The 17,232-nt window shown below is 60.7% G+C and carries 12 protein-coding genes and 1 pseudogene; 8 read left to right on the forward strand and 5 right to left on the reverse strand.

Annotated features, from left to right (window positions below; genetic code table 11):
• Nucleotides 1–70: 70 nt before the first annotated feature.
• From NJC38_RS04275 to NJC38_RS04295, 5 genes are all read left to right on the forward strand, one after another.
• Nucleotides 71–700, forward strand: coding sequence for a LysE family transporter (locus NJC38_RS04275; RefSeq protein ID WP_045483107.1), 630 nt, complete (start codon nt 71–73; stop codon nt 698–700).
• 105 nt (nt 701–805) lie between these two features.
• Complete coding sequence (locus NJC38_RS04280; RefSeq protein ID WP_253111747.1) at nt 806–2,488, forward strand: fatty acid--CoA ligase; 1,683 nt, start codon at nt 806–808, stop codon at nt 2,486–2,488.
• A 343-nt stretch (nt 2,489–2,831) separates the two neighbouring features.
• Complete coding sequence (locus NJC38_RS04285; protein ID WP_253111748.1) at nt 2,832–4,769, forward strand: DUF1302 domain-containing protein; 1,938 nt, start codon at nt 2,832–2,834, stop codon at nt 4,767–4,769.
• 25 nt (nt 4,770–4,794) lie between these two features.
• The gene (locus NJC38_RS04290) at nt 4,795–6,153 is read left to right on the forward strand and encodes a DUF1329 domain-containing protein (protein WP_253111749.1); all 1,359 of its coding nucleotides are present in this window, start codon (nt 4,795–4,797) and stop codon (nt 6,151–6,153) included.
• A gap of 196 nt (nt 6,154–6,349) precedes the next feature.
• Nucleotides 6,350–9,034 (forward strand): LuxR C-terminal-related transcriptional regulator, encoded by a 2,685-nt coding sequence (locus tag NJC38_RS04295; RefSeq protein WP_253111750.1) that lies wholly within the window; start codon nt 6,350–6,352, stop codon nt 9,032–9,034.
• Here the strand turns inward: NJC38_RS04295 and NJC38_RS04300 are convergent.
• On the reverse strand, nt 9,027–10,205 hold the full coding sequence (locus NJC38_RS04300; RefSeq protein ID WP_253111751.1) for an HD-GYP domain-containing protein: 1,179 nt from the start codon (nt 10,203–10,205) through the stop codon (nt 9,027–9,029). The genes NJC38_RS04295 and NJC38_RS04300 overlap by 8 nt on opposite strands.
• A gap of 454 nt (nt 10,206–10,659) precedes the next feature.
• On the opposite strand from NJC38_RS04300, the gene NJC38_RS04305 reads away from it, so the two are divergent.
• Nucleotides 10,660–11,391, forward strand: a complete 732-nt coding sequence (locus NJC38_RS04305) for an OmpA family protein (RefSeq protein WP_045483092.1) — start codon at nt 10,660–10,662, stop codon at nt 11,389–11,391.
• 29 nt (nt 11,392–11,420) lie between these two features.
• Here NJC38_RS04305 and NJC38_RS04310 read toward each other — a convergent pair whose 3' ends face one another.
• From NJC38_RS04310 to NJC38_RS04320, 3 genes and pseudogenes are all read right to left on the reverse strand, one after another.
• The gene (locus NJC38_RS04310) at nt 11,421–12,338 is read right to left on the reverse strand and encodes an acyltransferase (RefSeq protein ID WP_253111752.1); all 918 of its coding nucleotides are present in this window, start codon (nt 12,336–12,338) and stop codon (nt 11,421–11,423) included.
• Nucleotides 12,339–12,399: 61 nt separating this feature from the next.
• Entirely contained in the window at nt 12,400–14,490 is a 2,091-nt protein-coding gene (pta, locus tag NJC38_RS04315; protein ID WP_253111753.1) for a phosphate acetyltransferase, read from the reverse strand.
• A gap of 90 nt (nt 14,491–14,580) precedes the next feature.
• Nucleotides 14,581–14,932 (reverse strand): annotated as a pseudogene (locus NJC38_RS04320) (DUF3565 domain-containing protein).
• Between NJC38_RS04320 and NJC38_RS04325 the strand changes: the two are divergent.
• Entirely contained in the window at nt 14,901–15,386 is a 486-nt protein-coding gene (locus NJC38_RS04325) for a peptidylprolyl isomerase (protein WP_045483084.1), read from the forward strand. The pseudogene NJC38_RS04320 and the gene NJC38_RS04325 sit on opposite strands and share 32 nt — an antisense overlap.
• Nucleotides 15,387–15,496: 110 nt before the next feature.
• Nucleotides 15,497–15,979 carry a glutathione peroxidase gene (locus NJC38_RS04330; RefSeq protein ID WP_253111754.1) on the forward strand — a complete coding sequence of 161 codons (483 nt, stop codon included), beginning with the start codon at nt 15,497–15,499 and terminating at the stop codon, nt 15,977–15,979.
• 24 nt (nt 15,980–16,003) lie between these two features.
• On the opposite strand, the gene NJC38_RS04335 is transcribed toward NJC38_RS04330, so the two are convergent.
• The gene (locus NJC38_RS04335) at nt 16,004–17,176 is read right to left on the reverse strand and encodes a glycosyltransferase family 1 protein (protein WP_253111755.1); all 1,173 of its coding nucleotides are present in this window, start codon (nt 17,174–17,176) and stop codon (nt 16,004–16,006) included.
• Nucleotides 17,177–17,232 lie beyond the last annotated feature (56 nt).

Genomic DNA, 17,232 nt, shown 5'->3' on the forward strand with positions numbered 1-17,232 from the left:
TGTAGTGTTACCAATCTTTTCTATCACACGCTGCGCCTGGCGCTGGCGGTTTTGTTCGTTGGAGCGCTGCATGTACTGGACCGAGTTTCTCACCGTTGCCCTGATTCATCTGCTGGCGGTTGCCAGTCCCGGTCCGGATTTCGCCGTCGTGGTGCGCGAGAGCGTGGCCCACGGACGCAAGGCTGGAACCTGGGCCGCGTTGGGCGTCGGTTCGGCGATTTTCCTCCACGTGGGCTATTCGTTGCTGGGCATCGGCATCATCGTGTCTCAGTCGATCGTGCTGTTCAATGCCCTGAAATGGGCGGCGGCGGCCTACCTGCTGTACATCGGCATCAGGGCCTTGCGCGCCAGACCGGCCAGTGCCTCGGCCGAGCCATTGGCGGCCGGTGCCGTGCAACGTTCGGCACGCGGCGCCTTCGTCAGCGGCTTTGTCACCAACGGCCTCAACCCCAAGGCCACGCTGTTTTTCCTGTCGCTGTTCACCGTGGTCATCGATCCGCACACGCCGCTGCCGGTGCAGGGTGGTTACGGCGTGTACCTGGCGATTGCCACCGCGGCCTGGTTTGTCATGGTCGCGCGACTGTTCAGCCAGGCGCGGGTGCGCGCCGGCTTTGCGCGCATGGGGCACTGGTTTGATCGTGCGATGGGGGGCGTACTCGTGGCCCTTGGGGTCAAGCTGGCGTTCACCCAGAGCCAATGACGGGTATTGGTCGATAAATCGTCCCTTTGACTGATGCACACTGGCGAGCAAGCGCTCTAGCGTCCATATTGGATCTTCGCCTGTGAACTCTGGAAAGGGACTCTTATGTTGCAGACTCGCGTTCTGGCGCCCGCTGAAGGCGCCTATCGATATCCTCTGTTGATCAAAAGCCTGCTGCTTTCCGGCACTCGCTATGAACGAACCCGCGAGATCGTATACCGCGACCTGGTCCGCTACACCTATCCGACCCTCAATGAGCGCGTGCGCCGCCTGGCCAATGTCTTGACCGAGGCCGGCGTCAAGGCCGGCGACACCGTGGCAGTCATGGATTGGGACAGCCATCGTTATCTTGAGTGCATGTTCGCCATCCCGATGATCGGCGCGGTGGTGCATACCATCAATGTGCGTCTGTCCGCGGAGCAAATTGTCTACACCATGAATCACGCCGATGACCGGCTCGTGCTGGTCAACAGTGAATTCGCCGCCTTGTATCAAGGGATTGCCGGGCATCTGACCACGGTGGAAAAGACCCTGTTGCTGACCGACACGCCGGATCAGCCCGTCGAGCTGCCAGGCCTGATCGGCGAGTACGAAGCGTTGCTGGCAGCGGCCAGCCCGGAGTACGACTTCCCGGATTTCGACGAGCATTCGGTGGCCACCACCTTCTACACCACCGGCACCACCGGCAACCCCAAGGGCGTGTATTTCACCCACCGGCAACTGGTGCTGCACACCATGGGCGTGGCGGCGATCATGGGCAGCATCGACAGCGTGCGGCTGCTGGGCACCAATGATGTGTACATGCCCATCACCCCGATGTTCCATGTGCATGCCTGGGGCGTGCCCTATGCCGCGACCATGCTCGGGGTCAAACAGGTCTATCCCGGACGTTACGACCCGGAGTTTCTGGTCCGGCTGTGGGAAACCGAAAAAGTCACCTTCTCGCACTGTGTGCCGACCATCCTGCAGATGCTGCTCAATGCCAGGTCGGCCAAGGACAAGGACTTTGGCGGCTGGAAGATCATCATCGGCGGCAGCTCGCTGAACCGTAGCCTGTATCAGGCGGCCAAGGCCAAGGGCATACAACTGACCGCCGCCTATGGCATGTCGGAAACCGGGCCGCTGATTTCCGTGGCGCATTTGAACGAAGAGCTGCTGGCCAGCAGTGATGACGAGCAGATCCGCTTCCGGATCAAGGCCGGTGTGCCGGGCATGCTGGTCGAGGCCGCCATCGTCGACGAACAGGGCAATTTCCTGCCGGCTGATGGCCAGACCCAAGGCGAACTGGTGCTGCGCGCACCGTGGCTGACCGAGAATTACTTCCGCGAGCCGGAAAAGGGCCGTGAGCTGTGGGCCGGCGGCTGGTTGCACACCGGCGATGTCGCCACCCTCGACGGCTATGGCTTCATCGATATTCGTGACCGGATCAAGGACGTGATCAAGACCGGCGGCGAATGGTTGTCGTCCCTGGCCCTTGAAGACCTGTGCAGTCGGCATGCCGCCGTGCGTGAAGTGGCGGTGGTCGGCATTCCTGACCCGCAATGGGGCGAGCGTCCGTTTGCCCTGATCGTTGCCCATGAAGGGCAGCCTATCGATGCCGCGCTGCTCAAGGCGCACCTTACGCCGTTCGTTGAGCAGGGGCATATCAACAAGTGGGCGATTCCGCAGCAGATTGCCGTGGTGCCGGAAATCCCCAAGACCAGTGTTGGCAAACTCGACAAAAAACGCATGCGTCTGGATATCGTCGAATGGCAAAGCAGTAATAGCGTTTTGCTGTCTACACTCTGAGGTCGAATGCCTGTCGTCTGTATCGAGGGCGACAGGCATTCTGTCTGGCCAGCCACATGCGTGGCTTGCCAAATTGCCAAAACCAGCCATTCTCCCCGGAGCCTGTCACGCAGTCGGGCGGGAATGGGCGGGCCAGAGAGTCTGATGCCCTAAATCACACTTTAGAGGGATCAAGCATTACAGACTGCTGGCTATAGTCGGCACAGGGGATCTGGCATCAAAGCGCAACGGCGTGGTGGAGCCCACGCCAGACCTACGCGCTGCCACTCGGATATGTCTGGAGCACCGAGTCGTTTTCGAAGTCCCTCTTGCCATAAAAATAAAAGCACATGGAGTAGCGTCGATGACTACAGCAACCCCGTTCTGGCGCAGGGCCAGACTGCCTTTGGCGGTCAGCCTCGCCTCTACGCTCGCTGGCCCCGCGTTCGGTGTCAGTTTCAATATTGGCGAAATCGAAGGCAGCTTCGACTCCTCGCTTTCGGTGGGGGCAAGCTGGTCGACCGCCAGCCCCAACAAGAACCTGATCGGTGCCAACAACGGCGGGCGTGGCCTGTCCCAGACTTCCGACGACGGCCACCTGAATTTCAAGCGCGGCGAGACCTTTTCCAAGGTCTTCAAAGGTATCCACGACCTGGAGCTAAAATACGGGGACACCGGGGTCTTCGTGCGTGGCAAGTACTGGTATGACTTTGAGCTCAAGGACGAAGGCCGCGAGTTCAAGGACATCAGCGACTCCAACCGCAAGGAAGGCGCCAAGTCGTCCGGCGCGCAGTTGCTCGATGCCTTTATCTACCACCGTTACTCGATTGGCGATGAACCCGGCACGGTGCGGTTCGGTAAGCAGGTGGTCAGCTGGGGTGAAAGTACCTTCATTGGTGGCGGCATCAACAGCGTGAACCCGATCGACGTTTCGGCGTTCCGCCGGCCCGGTTCAGAGGTCAAGGAAGGCCTGATTCCGGTCAACATGTTCTACCTGTCGCAGGGCATTACCCAGAATCTGTCCGTCGAGGGCTTCTATCAGCTGGAGTGGGACCAGACCGTAGTAGATAACTGCGGCACCTTCTTCTCTCAGCCGGATGTGATCGCCGACGGCTGTAACAATAACCTGGCGGTGCTGCGTAGCCGTAATGGCCTGAACGCCGGGCTGGCCGCATCGGGCCTGCCAGCAGCAGCCCGCGGCGCGATATTCAACTCGTTGGCCCAGCAGGGCGTGCTGTTCGGATCGCCCGACGAAGGCGCCATCGTGCGGCGCGGCCCGGATCGCGATGCCCGCGACAGCGGCCAGTTCGGCTTTGCCGTGCGTTACAACTTCGAGCCACTGAACACCGAGTTCGGTGCCTACATGATGAACTACCACAGCCGTGCGCCGATCTTCAGCGGTCGCGGTGGTGCGCCGGCATCCTTCAGCGCCTCCGGCCTGGTCGGCTCGCTGGTGGGCAACGGTATTCCGCTGGCCACCGCCACGGCGCTGGCTCCGACCCTGCTGCCGGTGGTGGTGGCGGGCAACTCCAGCTACTACGTCGAGTACCCCGAAGACATCCGCCTGTATGGCTTGAGCTTCTCGACCTCGTTGCCTACCGGCACGGCGTGGAGCGGTGAAATCAGCTACCGGCCCAACGCGCCGGTGCAGATCAACACCACTGACATCCTGTATTCCGGGCTGTCGCCGCTCAACCCTGATGTGTCAGTGCTGACCGGTCGGCCCAACACCGACCAGCCGGGTTACCGGCGCAAGGAAATCACCCAGCTGCAGACCACCTTCACCCACTTCTTCGACCAGGTGATGGGCGCCGAGCGTCTGACCGTGGTGGGCGAGGTGGGCTGGACCCACGTCGGCGGGCTGGAGAGCACCTCGAAAATCCGTTATGGCCGCGACCCGGTGTACGGGCCTGGTCCGCTGCCACGCGGTCAGTGCGGCATTCTCAACTCGGGTACTCTGACCGGCGCTGCGCAAAACAACCTGAGCCGTTACTGCGAGAACGACGGCTTCACGACCAGCAACTCGTGGGGCTACCGCGCCCGGGCGATCTGGGACTACAACAACGTCTTCGCCGGGGTCAACCTCAGGCCCAGCGTTGCCTGGTCGCATGACGTCAAAGGCTATTCGCCAGGTCCTGGCGGCAACTTCGAGGAAGGTCGCAAGGCGGTCAGCCTTGGTCTGGATGCCGAATACCAGAACACCTACACCGCGAGCCTTTCCTACACCAACTTCTTCGATGGCAAGTACACCACGGTCGACGACCGCGACTTTGTGGCACTGAGCTTTGGTGTGAACTTCTAAGAATCGGTATTTCAGGACGACGAACATGAAAATGACCAAAGGTCTGTTGCAAGCCAGTGTGCTGGGGCTGTCGATGCTGGCGACCGGGGTAATGGCGGCGGTATCGGAATCCGAAGCCGCCAAGCTGGGGACCAGCCTGACCCCCTTGGGCGGGGAAAAGGCCGGTAATGCCGACAACAGCATCCCGGCCTGGAGCCCGATGCCGACCAATGCCGGAGCCATCGATGGCAAGGGCTTCCTGGCCAACCCTTATGCCAATGAAAAACCGCTGTTCACCATCACCGCGAGCAATGTCGAGCAGTACAAGGAAAAGCTCGCGCCGGGGCAGTACGCGCTGTTCAAGCGCTACCCGCAGAGCTACAAGATTGTGGTCTACCCCGGCCACCGTGGTGCGACGGTGCCCGATTCAGTCGCCGCTGCGGCCAAGCGCAATGCCACCAACGCGAAGTTGACCGCAGGCGGCAACGGTCTGGAGAACTTCCAGACCGCCATTCCGTTTCCGATCCCGGCCAGTGGCGTCGAGGTGATCTGGAACCACATCACCCGTTATCGCGGTGGGGCCGTCAAACGTCAGGTCACTCAGGCCACTCCGCAGCCCAACGGTTCTTACTCGATCGTCAAGTTCAGCGACCAGTTCGTGTTCCGTGACCAGATGAAGGGCACCGGTATTTCCGAGAACATCCTGTTCTACTTCAAGCAACAGGTCACCGCGCCAGCGCGGCTGGCCGGTGGTGTGTTGCTGGTTCACGAGACGATCGACCAGGTCAAGGAACCGCGCATGGCGTGGGTGTACAACGCCGGTCAGCGGCGTGTACGCCGGGCGCCGGAGGTTTCCTACGACGGTCCGGGTACTGCGGCCGATGGCACCCGGACCTCGGACAACCTGGACATGTATAACGGTGCGCCGGACCGCTACGACTGGAAGCTGGTGGGCAAGCAGGAGATGTACATCGCCGCCAACAGTCACAAGCTCGATGACACCTCGCTCAAGTACGACGACGTCATCAAGGCCGGGCACATCAATCAGGACCTGGCCCGTTATGAGCTGCGTCGGGTCTGGCATGTCACGGCAACCCTGAAATCCGGCCAGCGGCATATCTATGCCAAACGTGACTTCTTCATCGATGAAGACACCTGGCAGGCTGCGGTAATCGATCACTACGACGGTCGTGGTCAGTTGTGGCGGGTGGCCGAGGCTCACGCTGTCAACTACTACGACAAGCAAGTGCCGTGGTACGTGATCGAAACCCTTTACGATCTGCAGTCCGGCCGTTACATGGCGCTGGGCATGAAGAACGAAGAGCGTCGCGCCTACGAGTTCGGCTTCGAGGCCAGCGCCAGCGAATTCAGCTCTGGCGCCCTGCGTCAGGACGGTGTGCGCTGAGCATCTGAACGTTCGCTGTGATCAAGCCCCCGTCAGGGGGCTTTTTCATTGGCGGCGCAGACGTTTTTTAATCCTTGTAGGAATTTTGTTACGAATCTTTAGGGTATGTCCTTCAAAAGCGCTCAAGCAGCCGTTAGGCTGCGGACATCTGCGATGCCGAATAAATGTCTTGCCAAGACAATTACAAGAGCCGGCCATGACTGATCTGTCCCGCATGCAAGGATTCGTCGATCACGCCACCCATACGCTGGAGCGGCGTTTCTTTCGTCCCCCGTTATCCGAAGACCATGTGCCGCGCCCGCGTCTGTGCGAGCGGCTGCGCCAAGGGTTGTCCGGGCGGCTGATCCTGGTCGGCGCGCCCGCCGGGTTCGGCAAGAGCTCGCTGGCAGTGGAGTTCTGCGAATCATTGCCGGCACCATGGCAAAGTGCCTGGCTGGGACTGGGTAGACGAGATGCAGAGCCCGGACGCTTCATGGAGCGGCTGCTGTGTGCGCTGCAGGGCTTTTTTCCGCAGCTCGGTGGCCTGCCGCTGGCCTCGCTGAGGTTGCGCAACGCCCAGGAGCCACAGGCGCTGGAAGCCTGGCTCGATGCCTTGCTCGACGAACTGGCCATGCACCTGGTGCTGAGCCGGCCGCTGCTGCTGGTGCTGGACGACTATCACCTGGTTCAGGGGCCGGTGCTGGATCGCTGTTTGCAAATGCTCCTTGATCATCTGCCAGGCGGGCTGGTGTTGCTGGTCACCAGCCGCCAGCGTCCGGACTGGCAGCTGTCTCGGCTGCGCCTGGCGCGGCATATTCTGGAACTCAACGAACAGGATCTGCGCCTGACCTGCGGTGAAGCGCAGGCCTTGCTGGCGCGCCATGCCCTGGTTGCCGATGGCCCGGCCCGGCAGCGATTGATCGAACGCAACGAAGGCTGGGTAGCGGGGCTGCGTTTCTGGTTGCTGGCCACTCAGGGGCATGCCGCACAAGACAGTGAGGCGCTGGTCAGCGAATACCTGCTTGAGGAAGTCATCGACTACCTGCCAGAGCAGGTGCAGGCATTTCTGTATGACACGGCCTGTCTGGAGCGTTTCTGCAGCGGGCTGTGTGACGCCCTGCGTGATCGTGATGACAGCGCCGCGATGCTCGATTACCTGCAACTTCACCAGGTTTTCCTGATACCGCTGGATGAGCAGGGGCAGTGGTTGCGTTACCACCATCTGTTTGCTGATTTTTTGCGCAGCCGCCGCCCGGAGGCCGCCACGCGCCTGCATCTCAATGCCTGCCGCTGGTTCCATGAACACGGCATGCTCGACGAGGCGGTTGAACAGGCACTGCTGGCCGGCGATGCCGATACTGCAGCCAGCCTGGCGCAGCACTTGGCCGAAGAAAAGCTGCTGGCCGAACAGAACGTGGTCATGTTGTTGCGCTGGAAAATGGACTTGCCCGACAGCCTGCTGGCCAGCACGCCGCGCCTGATCGTGCTGTATGCCTGGGCATTGGGGCTGGCTTGCCAGCCTGATGCTGCCGAAGAACTGGCCAGCCATCTGGCGCGTTTTCTGCCGGCGCCTTCGGCCACGGCGCAACAATCAATGCTCGCCCAATGGCTGGCGCTGAGCGGCATCATTGCCCGGGGCAGGGGAGATGCCGATACGGCGCGGCGTTATTGCAGCGAAGCCTTGCTCAGCTTGCCAGAGAGACGCTATGGGCAACGTCTGGTGTGTCTGTCGACGCTGGTCAACCTGGCGATCACCGACGGTGACCTGCTGCGTGCCCGGGCCTTGAGTCGCGATGCGCTGGAGCTGGCGCAGCGGCTCGCCAACCCGTTGTTCGAAGCCTTGGCCTGCCACGACCGTGCGCAGGTTCTACAGGCCCGTGGCGAGATTTTCCGCGCCCTGGAACAGGTGCGCACGGGATTGCAATTGCTCACCAAACTGGATCCTGCGCGACGTTATCCCATTCGTGCCCGCTTGACTCTTTACCATGGCTATCTGCTGAGTCTGTGCCTGCGGACCGATGAAGCCTTCGAGACCTTGCGCAGCGGGTTGGCCGAAGCCCGTGATTGTCGGGACATCAGTGTACTGACCGGTTATTGCACCCTGGCTTCGTTGCTCGGACGCGCCAGGCGCCACGCCGAAGCATTCGCCGAGCTGGCCGAGGTCGAGCGCCTGATGCATGGCTGGGGCGTGCCGCCGGTGCACTATCTGGCGATGATAACCCTGGTCAAATGCGAACTGTGGCAGGGCCAGGGACGCATAGGCCTGGCCGGCCCGTGGCTGTTACGCCTGAGCCAGACCTACAGTGCCGGGCTGTCGCTGGCCGCGCCTGAATGCCAGCCGCAATTGCCGCTACAGGTCGAGCTGCAGCGTGCTGAACTGGCCAACGCAGAGACTGCCCTGAGCGCCTTGCAGGCACTCGAACAACGTGCGGCGGACATCGACGCCCAGTGGCTGGTGCTCAATACCCTGACCAGACGCATGGCGGTGCTGCTTGATCAGGGGCGACAGGAATGTGCCACGCCGTTGCTGGCTCGCAGTCTGGCAATCAGTGAACGTGGCGGGCTACTGGCGTTTGAGCCCTTGATCGAGCGGCACGCGGCGTGGTTACGTCAGCAATTGTTCAGGGTGGCAGTCAGCGAGGTCCGTGACACGCTGCTGGAGCACCTGCCTGGCGGGGATAACCCGCAATGCGCAACGCTGTCGGGCGAGAGCCTCAGTGCACGTGAGCTGGGTGTTCTACAGTTGATCGCCCAGGGTTTTTCCAATCAGCAGATCAGCGAGCGGTTGTTCATCTCGTTGCACACGGTCAAGAGCCACGCCAGCCATATCAACGGCAAGCTCGGTGTCGAACGACGCACTCAGGCGGTGGCCCGGGCCAAGGCGTTGGGGTTGCTTAGTTGAGCGGCGCCCCGGCCCACAATTCGTTGAATTTCTCGATCCCCCATTCATGGGGGCATTCGAACTTGATGATGCTGTCGGCTTCCTGGCTCTTGCCCAGGTGCACGATGCGGTGCTCCAGCGGCTTGCCGGTGCGCGCCGACATGATCACCTTGACCTTGGGGGTCAGCAGCGACTGTTCGGATTGCTCCATGACCACTGCCAGCCGCCCGCTTTCCAGGCGCACCAGCGCGCCCACCGGGTAGATGCCCACGGTCTTGACGAAGTGCTGGAAGATCTTGTCGTCGAAATGGCCTTTCCAGGTGGCCATTTCACGGATCGCCCGGGCGGCTCCCCAGGCTTTCTTGTAGGGCCGGTCAGAGGTTATGGCGTCGTAGACATCACACACCGCGCCCATTCTGGCGAACAAGCTGATCTCTTCACCCACCAGGCCATGGGGATAGCCGCTGCCGTCGAATTTCTCGTGATGATGCAGGCAGACGTCCATCACTGCACGGGTAACCTGGCAACTGCCTTCAAGGATTTTCAGCCCGGCTTCCGGGTGCGATTTCATCGCCTCGAACTCTTCGCGGGTCAGTTGTCCGGGCTTGTTGAGAATGTCCGGGTTCATCATCATCTTGCCCACGTCATGCATCAGACCGGCAACCCCGGCGTCACGCACCTGGTCTTCGGGCAGGTCCATGCGTCTGGCCAGTGCGACCATCAGGGCGCAGACCGCCACCGAATGCATGTAGGTGTATTCATCGGAGTTTTTCAGGCGCGACAGGCTGATCAGCGCATGCGGGTTGCGCATGACCGAGCCGGAAATCTCCTCGATCAGCAGTTCGATATCGTCGGTATTGAGTGCGTGGCCCATCTTGGCTTCGGCAAACATGGACATGACGGCGTTTTTTGCACGTCCGCAAATCAATCTGGCGCGCAGCAGCTCTTTATCGAGGCTGACCGGTGCGACATCCGCATTCTGCGCAGGCGAGCAAGTGTCAGGGGCTTTGCCGCGGCAGGTGTCAATCCACACTTCCAGCGTGTCAGAACGCTTGATGCGTTCGAGAACTTCGATATCACGCAGCACAGCCTCGACCTGTCCGATCCAGAACGGATCGTTGGTTCTGGGCCGGCAGAATTCGTGGATATGCATGCCCAGGGCGAGGTCGGATACCAGTATTTTTCTTAGCATGGCTGGTCACCCTTTCTAGGAGGTGGATGCAGCGGTCCGTGCCGGGTCGTTCAGAAAATGGTGTAAAGCAAGAGAGGCGCGTGCGGTTGGCAACCTCACATCTGCCCTGTTCTCAAGACCATAAAATCCGATGGTCGCGTTATGCCAGTATACGGAGCAATTAATGAGTTTGTATGACAATGTTCAGGCGTCAACGCCTTGCTGTATTTAATTTTCTTAGATAAATCAGCTTGTTGTAACGTGCTGGTTTAATGGCGTCAGAGGCTGGCTTAAATTTTTTTTACAAGGTCTTTTGGGTGGCCGTTTTTGCTTCAATCAATGTGCCGTCAGTGCCGCCTGGCCAACCTCGAATGATGCCGTTCGGCCAGGAATTTTCCGCACCTTTTGCGTTCTAAATCGGCAATAAGCGTTCGTTGCAATGTACAAAGAAATGTAAAAATCAGGAGCACATTGAATGTTGATCACGCCCCGACTGATTATTGCCGCCACTGCCGTTGCCCTGCTGGCCGGCTGCGCCTCGCCCAACCCCTACGATAACCAGGGAGGTTATGGCGGCAATCAAGGCGGTTACGGCAACCAGGAGCAACAGGGTATGAGCCGTACCGCCAAGTATGGCGGGCTCGGCGCCCTCGCAGGCGCTGTGGCAGGTGCTGCCATTGACCATAACAACCGTGGCAAGGGGGCGCTGATCGGTGCGGCGGTGGTGGGTGCTGCTTCGGCCGGCTACGGCTACTACGCAGACCGTCAGGAAGCTGCGCTGCGCGCGCGGATGGCCAATACCGGGGTTGAAGTGCAGCGTCAGGGTGACCAGATCAAGCTGATCATGCCTGGCAACATTACCTTCGCCACCGATTCGGCGGCCATCGCCAGCAGCTTCTATTCGCCGCTCAATAACCTGGCGGGCTCACTCAAACAGTTCAACCAGAACAATATCGAGATCATCGGTTACACCGACAGCACCGGCAGCCGCCAGCACAACATGGACCTGTCCCAGCAGCGCGCGCAGAGCGTGGCGACTTACCTGACTTCCCAAGGGGTCGATCCGACGCACTTGTCGGTGCGCGGTGCCGGCCCTGACTCGCCGATTGCCAGCAATGCCGATGCCAATGGCCGTGCCCAGAACCGCCGGGTCGAGGTCAATCTCAAGCCGATTCCGGGCCAGCAGTACGATCAGTATCAGCAGTAATTGCTGCAGCCTGCCCAGCGCCGAGTGACTTATCGGCGCTGACGGCCTGTGGCGGGGTGCTCGATTGCCAATTGATCCAGCAGCCGGTCTTTCTCTTCCCACAAGGCATTGATCCACTGCTGGAAGGCCTGGCGGTAGGCTTGATCCTGATCGTAGCTTTTGCCGATGAACCCGGCCGGGATAGGCACCTCATCGAAATGCGCGACCACCTGACCGACCCGCCCGCACAGCAGGTCCCAGTAACCAGGCTGGCCATTGGGGTAATAAAGGGTCACGTTGACGATCGACTCCAGCTGTTCGCCCATCGCATCGAGCACAAAGGCGATACCGCCAGCCTTGGGTTTTAGCAGGTGACGAAACGGTGACTGCTGTTCGGCGTGTTTGGCCGGAGTAAAGCGGGTGCCTTCGGCGAAGTTGAAAATGCTCACCGGGTTGTCACGAAACTTCGCGCAGGTGCGTCGTGTGGTTTCCAGGTCTTTGCCGCGCTTTTCAGGGTGTTTGGCCAGATAAGCCTTGGAATAGCGCTTCATGAACGGAAAGCCCAGTGCCCACCAGGCAAGACCGATCACCGGCACCCAGATCAGCTCTTGCTTGAGAAAGAACTTCAACGGCCGAATGCGTTTATTAAGCAAGAATTGCAGCACCATAATGTCGACCCAGCTCTGGTGATTGCTGGTCACCAGATAGGAGTGCTGGTAATCCAGACCTTCCAGGCCGCTCAGGTGCCAGCGGGTGCCGGTCAGCAGGCGAATCCAGGCGTTGTTGTTGGCGATCCAGCTTTCCTGGATCAGATTCATGAGCCTGTTACTCAGGCGCTGGGCAGCGGCGAACGGCAGGCAGAGCTTGAACACGGTCACCACAAACAGTGGAATACAGCAGGCCAGCGTGTTGAGCGCCAACAGCAGCGCGGCAACAACGCCACGCAAAGGGGCAGGCAGGAAAGCCATGGTAGTGAACAACTCCGGGTATTGAAGATGATGCCGGAGCGTTCCGGCATCACTCGGTGTATCAGGACAATGTGTCGGCCTGAATGGCGGTCAGGGCGATGGTGTGCACAATATCATCGACCTGTGCACCACGCGGCAGGTCATTGACCGGCTTGCGCAGGCCTTGCAGCATCGGCCCCAGCGTCACGCAGTCAGCACTGCGTTGTAAGGCCTTGTAGGTGGTGTTACCGGTGTTGAGATCGGGAAACACAAACACCGTGGCGCGCCCTGCCACCTGGCTATTGGGCGCCAGTTGCCGGGCGTCGTTTTCGTTGGCCGCTGCGTCGTACTGCAACGGGCCGTCGATCAGCAGGCCACGGCGCGCCTCACGGGCCAATTGCGTGGCTTCGCGGACCTTTGCCACTTCTTCATCGTTATCCGCGTGGCCGCTGGAGTAGCTGATCATCGCCACCCGTGGCGCAATGCCAAAGGTTTGCGCCGAGTCGGCGCTTTGCAGGGCGATTTCAGCCAGCGCCTGGGCACTGGGGTGCGGGTTCATGATGCAGTCGCCATAGACCAGCACCTGATCCGGGAACAGCATGAAAAATACCGAAGACACCAGGCTGCAGCCCGGTGCGGTCTTGACCAGTTGCAGGGCCGGGCGAATGGTGTTGGCGGTAGAGTGCACCAGACCCGAGACCAGGCCGTCGACTTCATCGAGGGCCAGCATCATGGTGCCGATCACCACCGGATCTTCCAGTTGCTGCTCGGCCATCGGTGCATTGAGGCTCTTGCTCTTGCGCAGTTCGACCATCGGTTCGACATAACGCTGGCGAATCAGCTCCGGATCAATGATTTCCAGCCCCGCTGGCAGCTCGATACCTTGCGCCTTGGCCACGGCCTGGACTTCAGCGGGCCTTGCCAGCAAGACGCAGCGCGCAATGCCGCGAGCCTGGCAGATGGCCGCCGCCTGGATGATCAGCGGCTCGCTGCCTTCAGGCAATACGATGCGCTTGTTGCTGGCCTGGGCGCGCTGGATCAACTGATAACGGAATACCGCCGGCGACAGACGCAGTTCCCGTGGCGTGCCGCAGCGCTGATGCAGCCATTCGGCGTCCAGATGGCCGGCCACGAAATCGGTGATGATCTCGGCCCGCTCCCGGTCATCGACAGGAATTTCCTTGTTGAGCTGGTTCAGCCGGTTGGCGGTGTCGTAGGTGCCGGTGCTCACCGACAGCACTGGCAGGCCAGCCTGCAGCGCGCCACGGCACAGTTCCATGATGCGTGGGTCGGGCACGATATCGCTGGTCAGCAGCATGCCGGCCAGCGGTACGCCGTTCATGGTGGCCAGGCTGACGGCCAGAATGATGTCGTCGCGGTCGCCAGGGGTGACCACCAGCACACCGGGTTTGAGCAAGTGCACCGTGTTGACCACGGTGCGTGCGCAAATGATGATCTTGGCCATGCGCCGCTGCTCATAATCGCCGGCATTGAGCACCTCGGCGCCGAGCAGTTCAGCCACATCGCGGGTACGCGGGGCATTCAGGTCGGCTTGATAAGGAATGCAGCCAAGCAAGCGAAAGTCGCCGCTGCGCAGCAAGGGCGAGTGCTCTTTCAAGCGGGCAGCGAAAGCCTCCATGCTTTCTTCGGTGCGCACCTTGTTGAGAATCACGCCTAAAACCTTCGGGTCTTTCGGGCCGCCAAACATCTGGGCCTGCAATTCAACCCGGCCGGACAGTTCGGTCAGCACTTCGTTTTCCGGTGCCGATACCAGGATCACCTCGGCATCCAGGCTTTTGGCCAGATGCAGATTGACGCGCGCGGCGTAGCTGGCGTGCCGGGTCGGGACCATGCCCTCGACGATCAGTACATCCTTGCCGACTGCGGCCTGTTGATACAGGCGGATGATTTCTTCGAGCAGCTCATCGAGCTGGCCGTCGCCCAGCATGCGCTCGACATACGACAGCGCCAGTGGAGTGGGCGGCTTGAGGCCGTGAGTACGGGCGACCAGTTCGGTGGAGCGTTCCGGGCCGGTATCGCCAGGGTGTGGCTGGGCGATGGGCTTGAAGAACCCGACTTTGAGCCCGGCGTGTTCCAGGGTCCGGACCAGACCCAGGCTGATGGAGGTCAGTCCCACGCCGAAGTCCGTGGGCGCAATGAAAAAAGTCTGCATGGGGGCTTCCGAATTGAGCAGTGCAAGGGTCCCCGGCACTTATGGCTGCCGGATGATCCCGAAAATACCGACGCTGTCTGTCGCAGCGCTCTAACTGGAGCCAAGACTATCGTCATCGGGGGGGCGTGCGCACCATCCGCAAGCAAACGGCTCGCCGATTTTTTCAGCGCGCAACTGCGGGTCCAGCACCCAGGCACGCGATTGCCATGGCGGCTGATGGCGCATGTGTTGGGTATGGCCACAAGCCAGGATCGCGACCCAGTTACCTTCTTCATCCTGGCGCCAGCCGGTCAGGATTGTCAGTACCGGTGTCGTGTTCATAAACCCTCCTGTCGGTGTTGCGTTAGCTTTCAGGGCATGGCTTGGTTAGACTTGGGCGTTCATCCATATCAAGCAAAGGTCTTGCACTCATGCCTATCGCTGCCCAAAAGGCTGTCTCCATCGACTATACCCTGACCAACGACGCTGGTGAGGTCATCGACAGCTCGTCCGGCGGCGCGCCGCTGGTCTACCTGCACGGTGCCGGCAACATCATTCCAGGCCTGGAAAAAGCGCTGGAAGGCAAAGATGTAGGCGACGAGCTGAGCGTCTCCATCGAGCCTGAAGACGCTTACGGCGAGTTCTCTGCCGAGCTGATCAGCACCCTGAGCCGCAGCATGTTCGAAGGTGTCGACCAACTGGAAGTTGGCATGCAGTTCCACGCTTCCGGCCCGGACGGCAGCATGCAGATCGTCACCATCCGTGATCTGGACGGCGACGACGTGACGGTCGACGGCAACCACCCGCTGGCCGGTCAGCGCCTGAACTTCAAGGTCAAGGTCATCAATATTCGTGATGCCAGCCAGGAAGAACTGGCCCACGGCCATATTCATGGCGAAGGTGGCCATCACCACTGATTTGGGCTGCTAAGCTCAGATAACCGCAAGGGCGTCCCGGCAGTTCTGCGCGTTGTGCAGCCTGCGGGCCGCCCTTTTTTGCGGGTATGGCTTGAAGGGGGGTTCCATCCATGAGTGCTTTTCACGACATCACCCTGACCGGGCTCGACGGGCAGGCTCTGCCTCTGGCGCCGTTCAAGGACAAGGTGGTACTGGTGGTCAACGTGGCCTCCAAATGTGGCCTGACACCTCAGTACGCAGCGCTTGAAACGCTCTATCAGCACTATAAAGACCAAGGCTTCAGCGTGTTGGGCCTGCCGTGCAACCAGTTCGCCGGGCAGGAGCCAGGTTCGCACGCCGAGATCCAGTCGTTCTGCCAGCTCAATTACGGCGTGACCTTCCCGCTGGGTGAGAAGCTTGAGGTCAACGGCGCGCATCGTCATTCGCTGTACCGTCTGCTGGCCGGCGAAGGAGCGGAGTTTCCCGGTGACATCACCTGGAATTTCGAGAAATTTCTGGTCAATGGCAAAGGCGCGGTGGTCGCGCGGTTTTCGCCGCGCACTGCGCCGGATGATCAGGCTGTCATTCAGGCGATCGAGAAGGCCCTGGCCTGAGTCCGCGTTCAATGGCCCGCGCCCTCAAGGCACGGGCTTTACCGGCACCGCACTGTCTTGCGTGCAGGCATTCAACAACTGCCCTTCGAACTGATCAATGATGCTGTTCCAGCCCTGGCGGCTGGCATGCTGCCTGGCGTTAAGCCGCACCCGGCGCAGGGTTTCACTGTCTTCGAGCAGCCAGCAGGCGGCATCGACGAAAGCATCCTCGTCGCCCGGCATGGCCAGCGCACCGTTATGCCCATGACGAATGTGCTGACCGGCTGCCGCTTCGTCATAAGCCACCACCGCCAGTCCTGACGCCAGCGCCTCAAGCACCACATTGCCAAACGTCTCGGTCAGGCTGGGAAACAGAAACATGTCGCCGCAAGCGAAATGCTCGGCCAGCGCCTCCCCACGTTGCGCCCCACAGAAAATGGCCTCAGGCAGTTCGCGTTGCAGCCACTGACGCTGTGGGCCATCACCGACGATCACCAGACGCAGCGTGTACTGCGGATAATTCTGGCTCAGCGCCTCAAAGCAGGTCTTGAGCAAACCGAGGTTTTTCTCCGCTGCCAGCCGGCCGACGTGCAGCACGGCGATTGCATCTTCTTCAAGGCCCCATTCGGCGCGCAAGGCGGCCGAGCGCCGCGACGGGTTGAACAATTGGCTGTCCACGCCACGCGACAATAGCTCGACCCGCTCGAAGCCACGGCGTTGCAACTCCAGGCGCTGGCTGACGCTGGGGGCCAGGGTGAAATGCGAACGGTTGTGGAACCAGCGCAGGTAATGCGTCAGCGCCCGGGTAATGAAGCTCATGCCGTACTGTTGGGTGTATTGCGCAAAGTTGGTGTGGAAACCGCTGACCACCGCGATACCCAGCCGCCTTGCAGCACGCAATGCAGACAGCCCCAAAGGCCCTTCGGTGGCGATGTACAGCACGTCTGGCCGTTTGCGCTGCCAACGGCGTAACAGCTTGTGCATCGAGGTCTGGCCCCATTGCAGCCCCGGATAACCCGGAATCGGCCAGCCACGGCAGAGCATCAGTTCATCAGGCTCGGCAGGCGCCGGCTCGTGACCCTGACGGGGCCGGATCAGCTCGACCTTGTGACCGCGCAGACGCAAACCATCACACAGCCGCCCGAGGGTATTGGCCACGCCATTGATTTCGGGAGCATAGGTTTCGGTGATCAGGGTGACATGCAGGAATGTGCTCATTACCTCAGTGTTGACCTGACCGATTGCGTTTGTGTGAGGTTTTTGTGGTGGTTTTA

The organism is Pseudomonas sp. 21LCFQ010, from assembly GCF_024129905.1.
Taxonomy (GTDB): domain Bacteria; phylum Pseudomonadota; class Gammaproteobacteria; order Pseudomonadales; family Pseudomonadaceae; genus Aquipseudomonas.

Bases quoted from the DNA above. Each gene is read 5' to 3' on its own strand.
- NJC38_RS04275 (WP_045483107.1), top strand. From the start codon at position 71: ATGTACTGGACCGAGTTTCTCACCGTTGCCCTGATTCATCTGCTGGCG.
- NJC38_RS04280 (WP_253111747.1), top strand. From the start codon at position 806: ATGTTGCAGACTCGCGTTCTGGCGCCCGCTGAAGGCGCCTATCGATAT.
- NJC38_RS04285 (WP_253111748.1), top strand. From the start codon at position 2,832: ATGACTACAGCAACCCCGTTCTGGCGCAGGGCCAGACTGCCTTTGGCG.
- NJC38_RS04290 (WP_253111749.1), top strand. From the start codon at position 4,795: ATGAAAATGACCAAAGGTCTGTTGCAAGCCAGTGTGCTGGGGCTGTCG.
- NJC38_RS04295 (WP_253111750.1), top strand. From the start codon at position 6,350: ATGACTGATCTGTCCCGCATGCAAGGATTCGTCGATCACGCCACCCAT.
- NJC38_RS04300 (WP_253111751.1), bottom strand. From the start codon at position 10,205: ATGCTAAGAAAAATACTGGTATCCGACCTCGCCCTGGGCATGCATATC.
- NJC38_RS04305 (WP_045483092.1), top strand. From the start codon at position 10,660: ATGTTGATCACGCCCCGACTGATTATTGCCGCCACTGCCGTTGCCCTG.
- NJC38_RS04310 (WP_253111752.1), bottom strand. From the start codon at position 12,338: ATGGCTTTCCTGCCTGCCCCTTTGCGTGGCGTTGTTGCCGCGCTGCTG.
- pta (WP_253111753.1), bottom strand. From the start codon at position 14,490: ATGCAGACTTTTTTCATTGCGCCCACGGACTTCGGCGTGGGACTGACC.
- NJC38_RS04325 (WP_045483084.1), top strand. From the start codon at position 14,901: ATGCCTATCGCTGCCCAAAAGGCTGTCTCCATCGACTATACCCTGACC.
- NJC38_RS04330 (WP_253111754.1), top strand. From the start codon at position 15,497: ATGAGTGCTTTTCACGACATCACCCTGACCGGGCTCGACGGGCAGGCT.
- NJC38_RS04335 (WP_253111755.1), bottom strand. From the start codon at position 17,176: ATGAGCACATTCCTGCATGTCACCCTGATCACCGAAACCTATGCTCCC.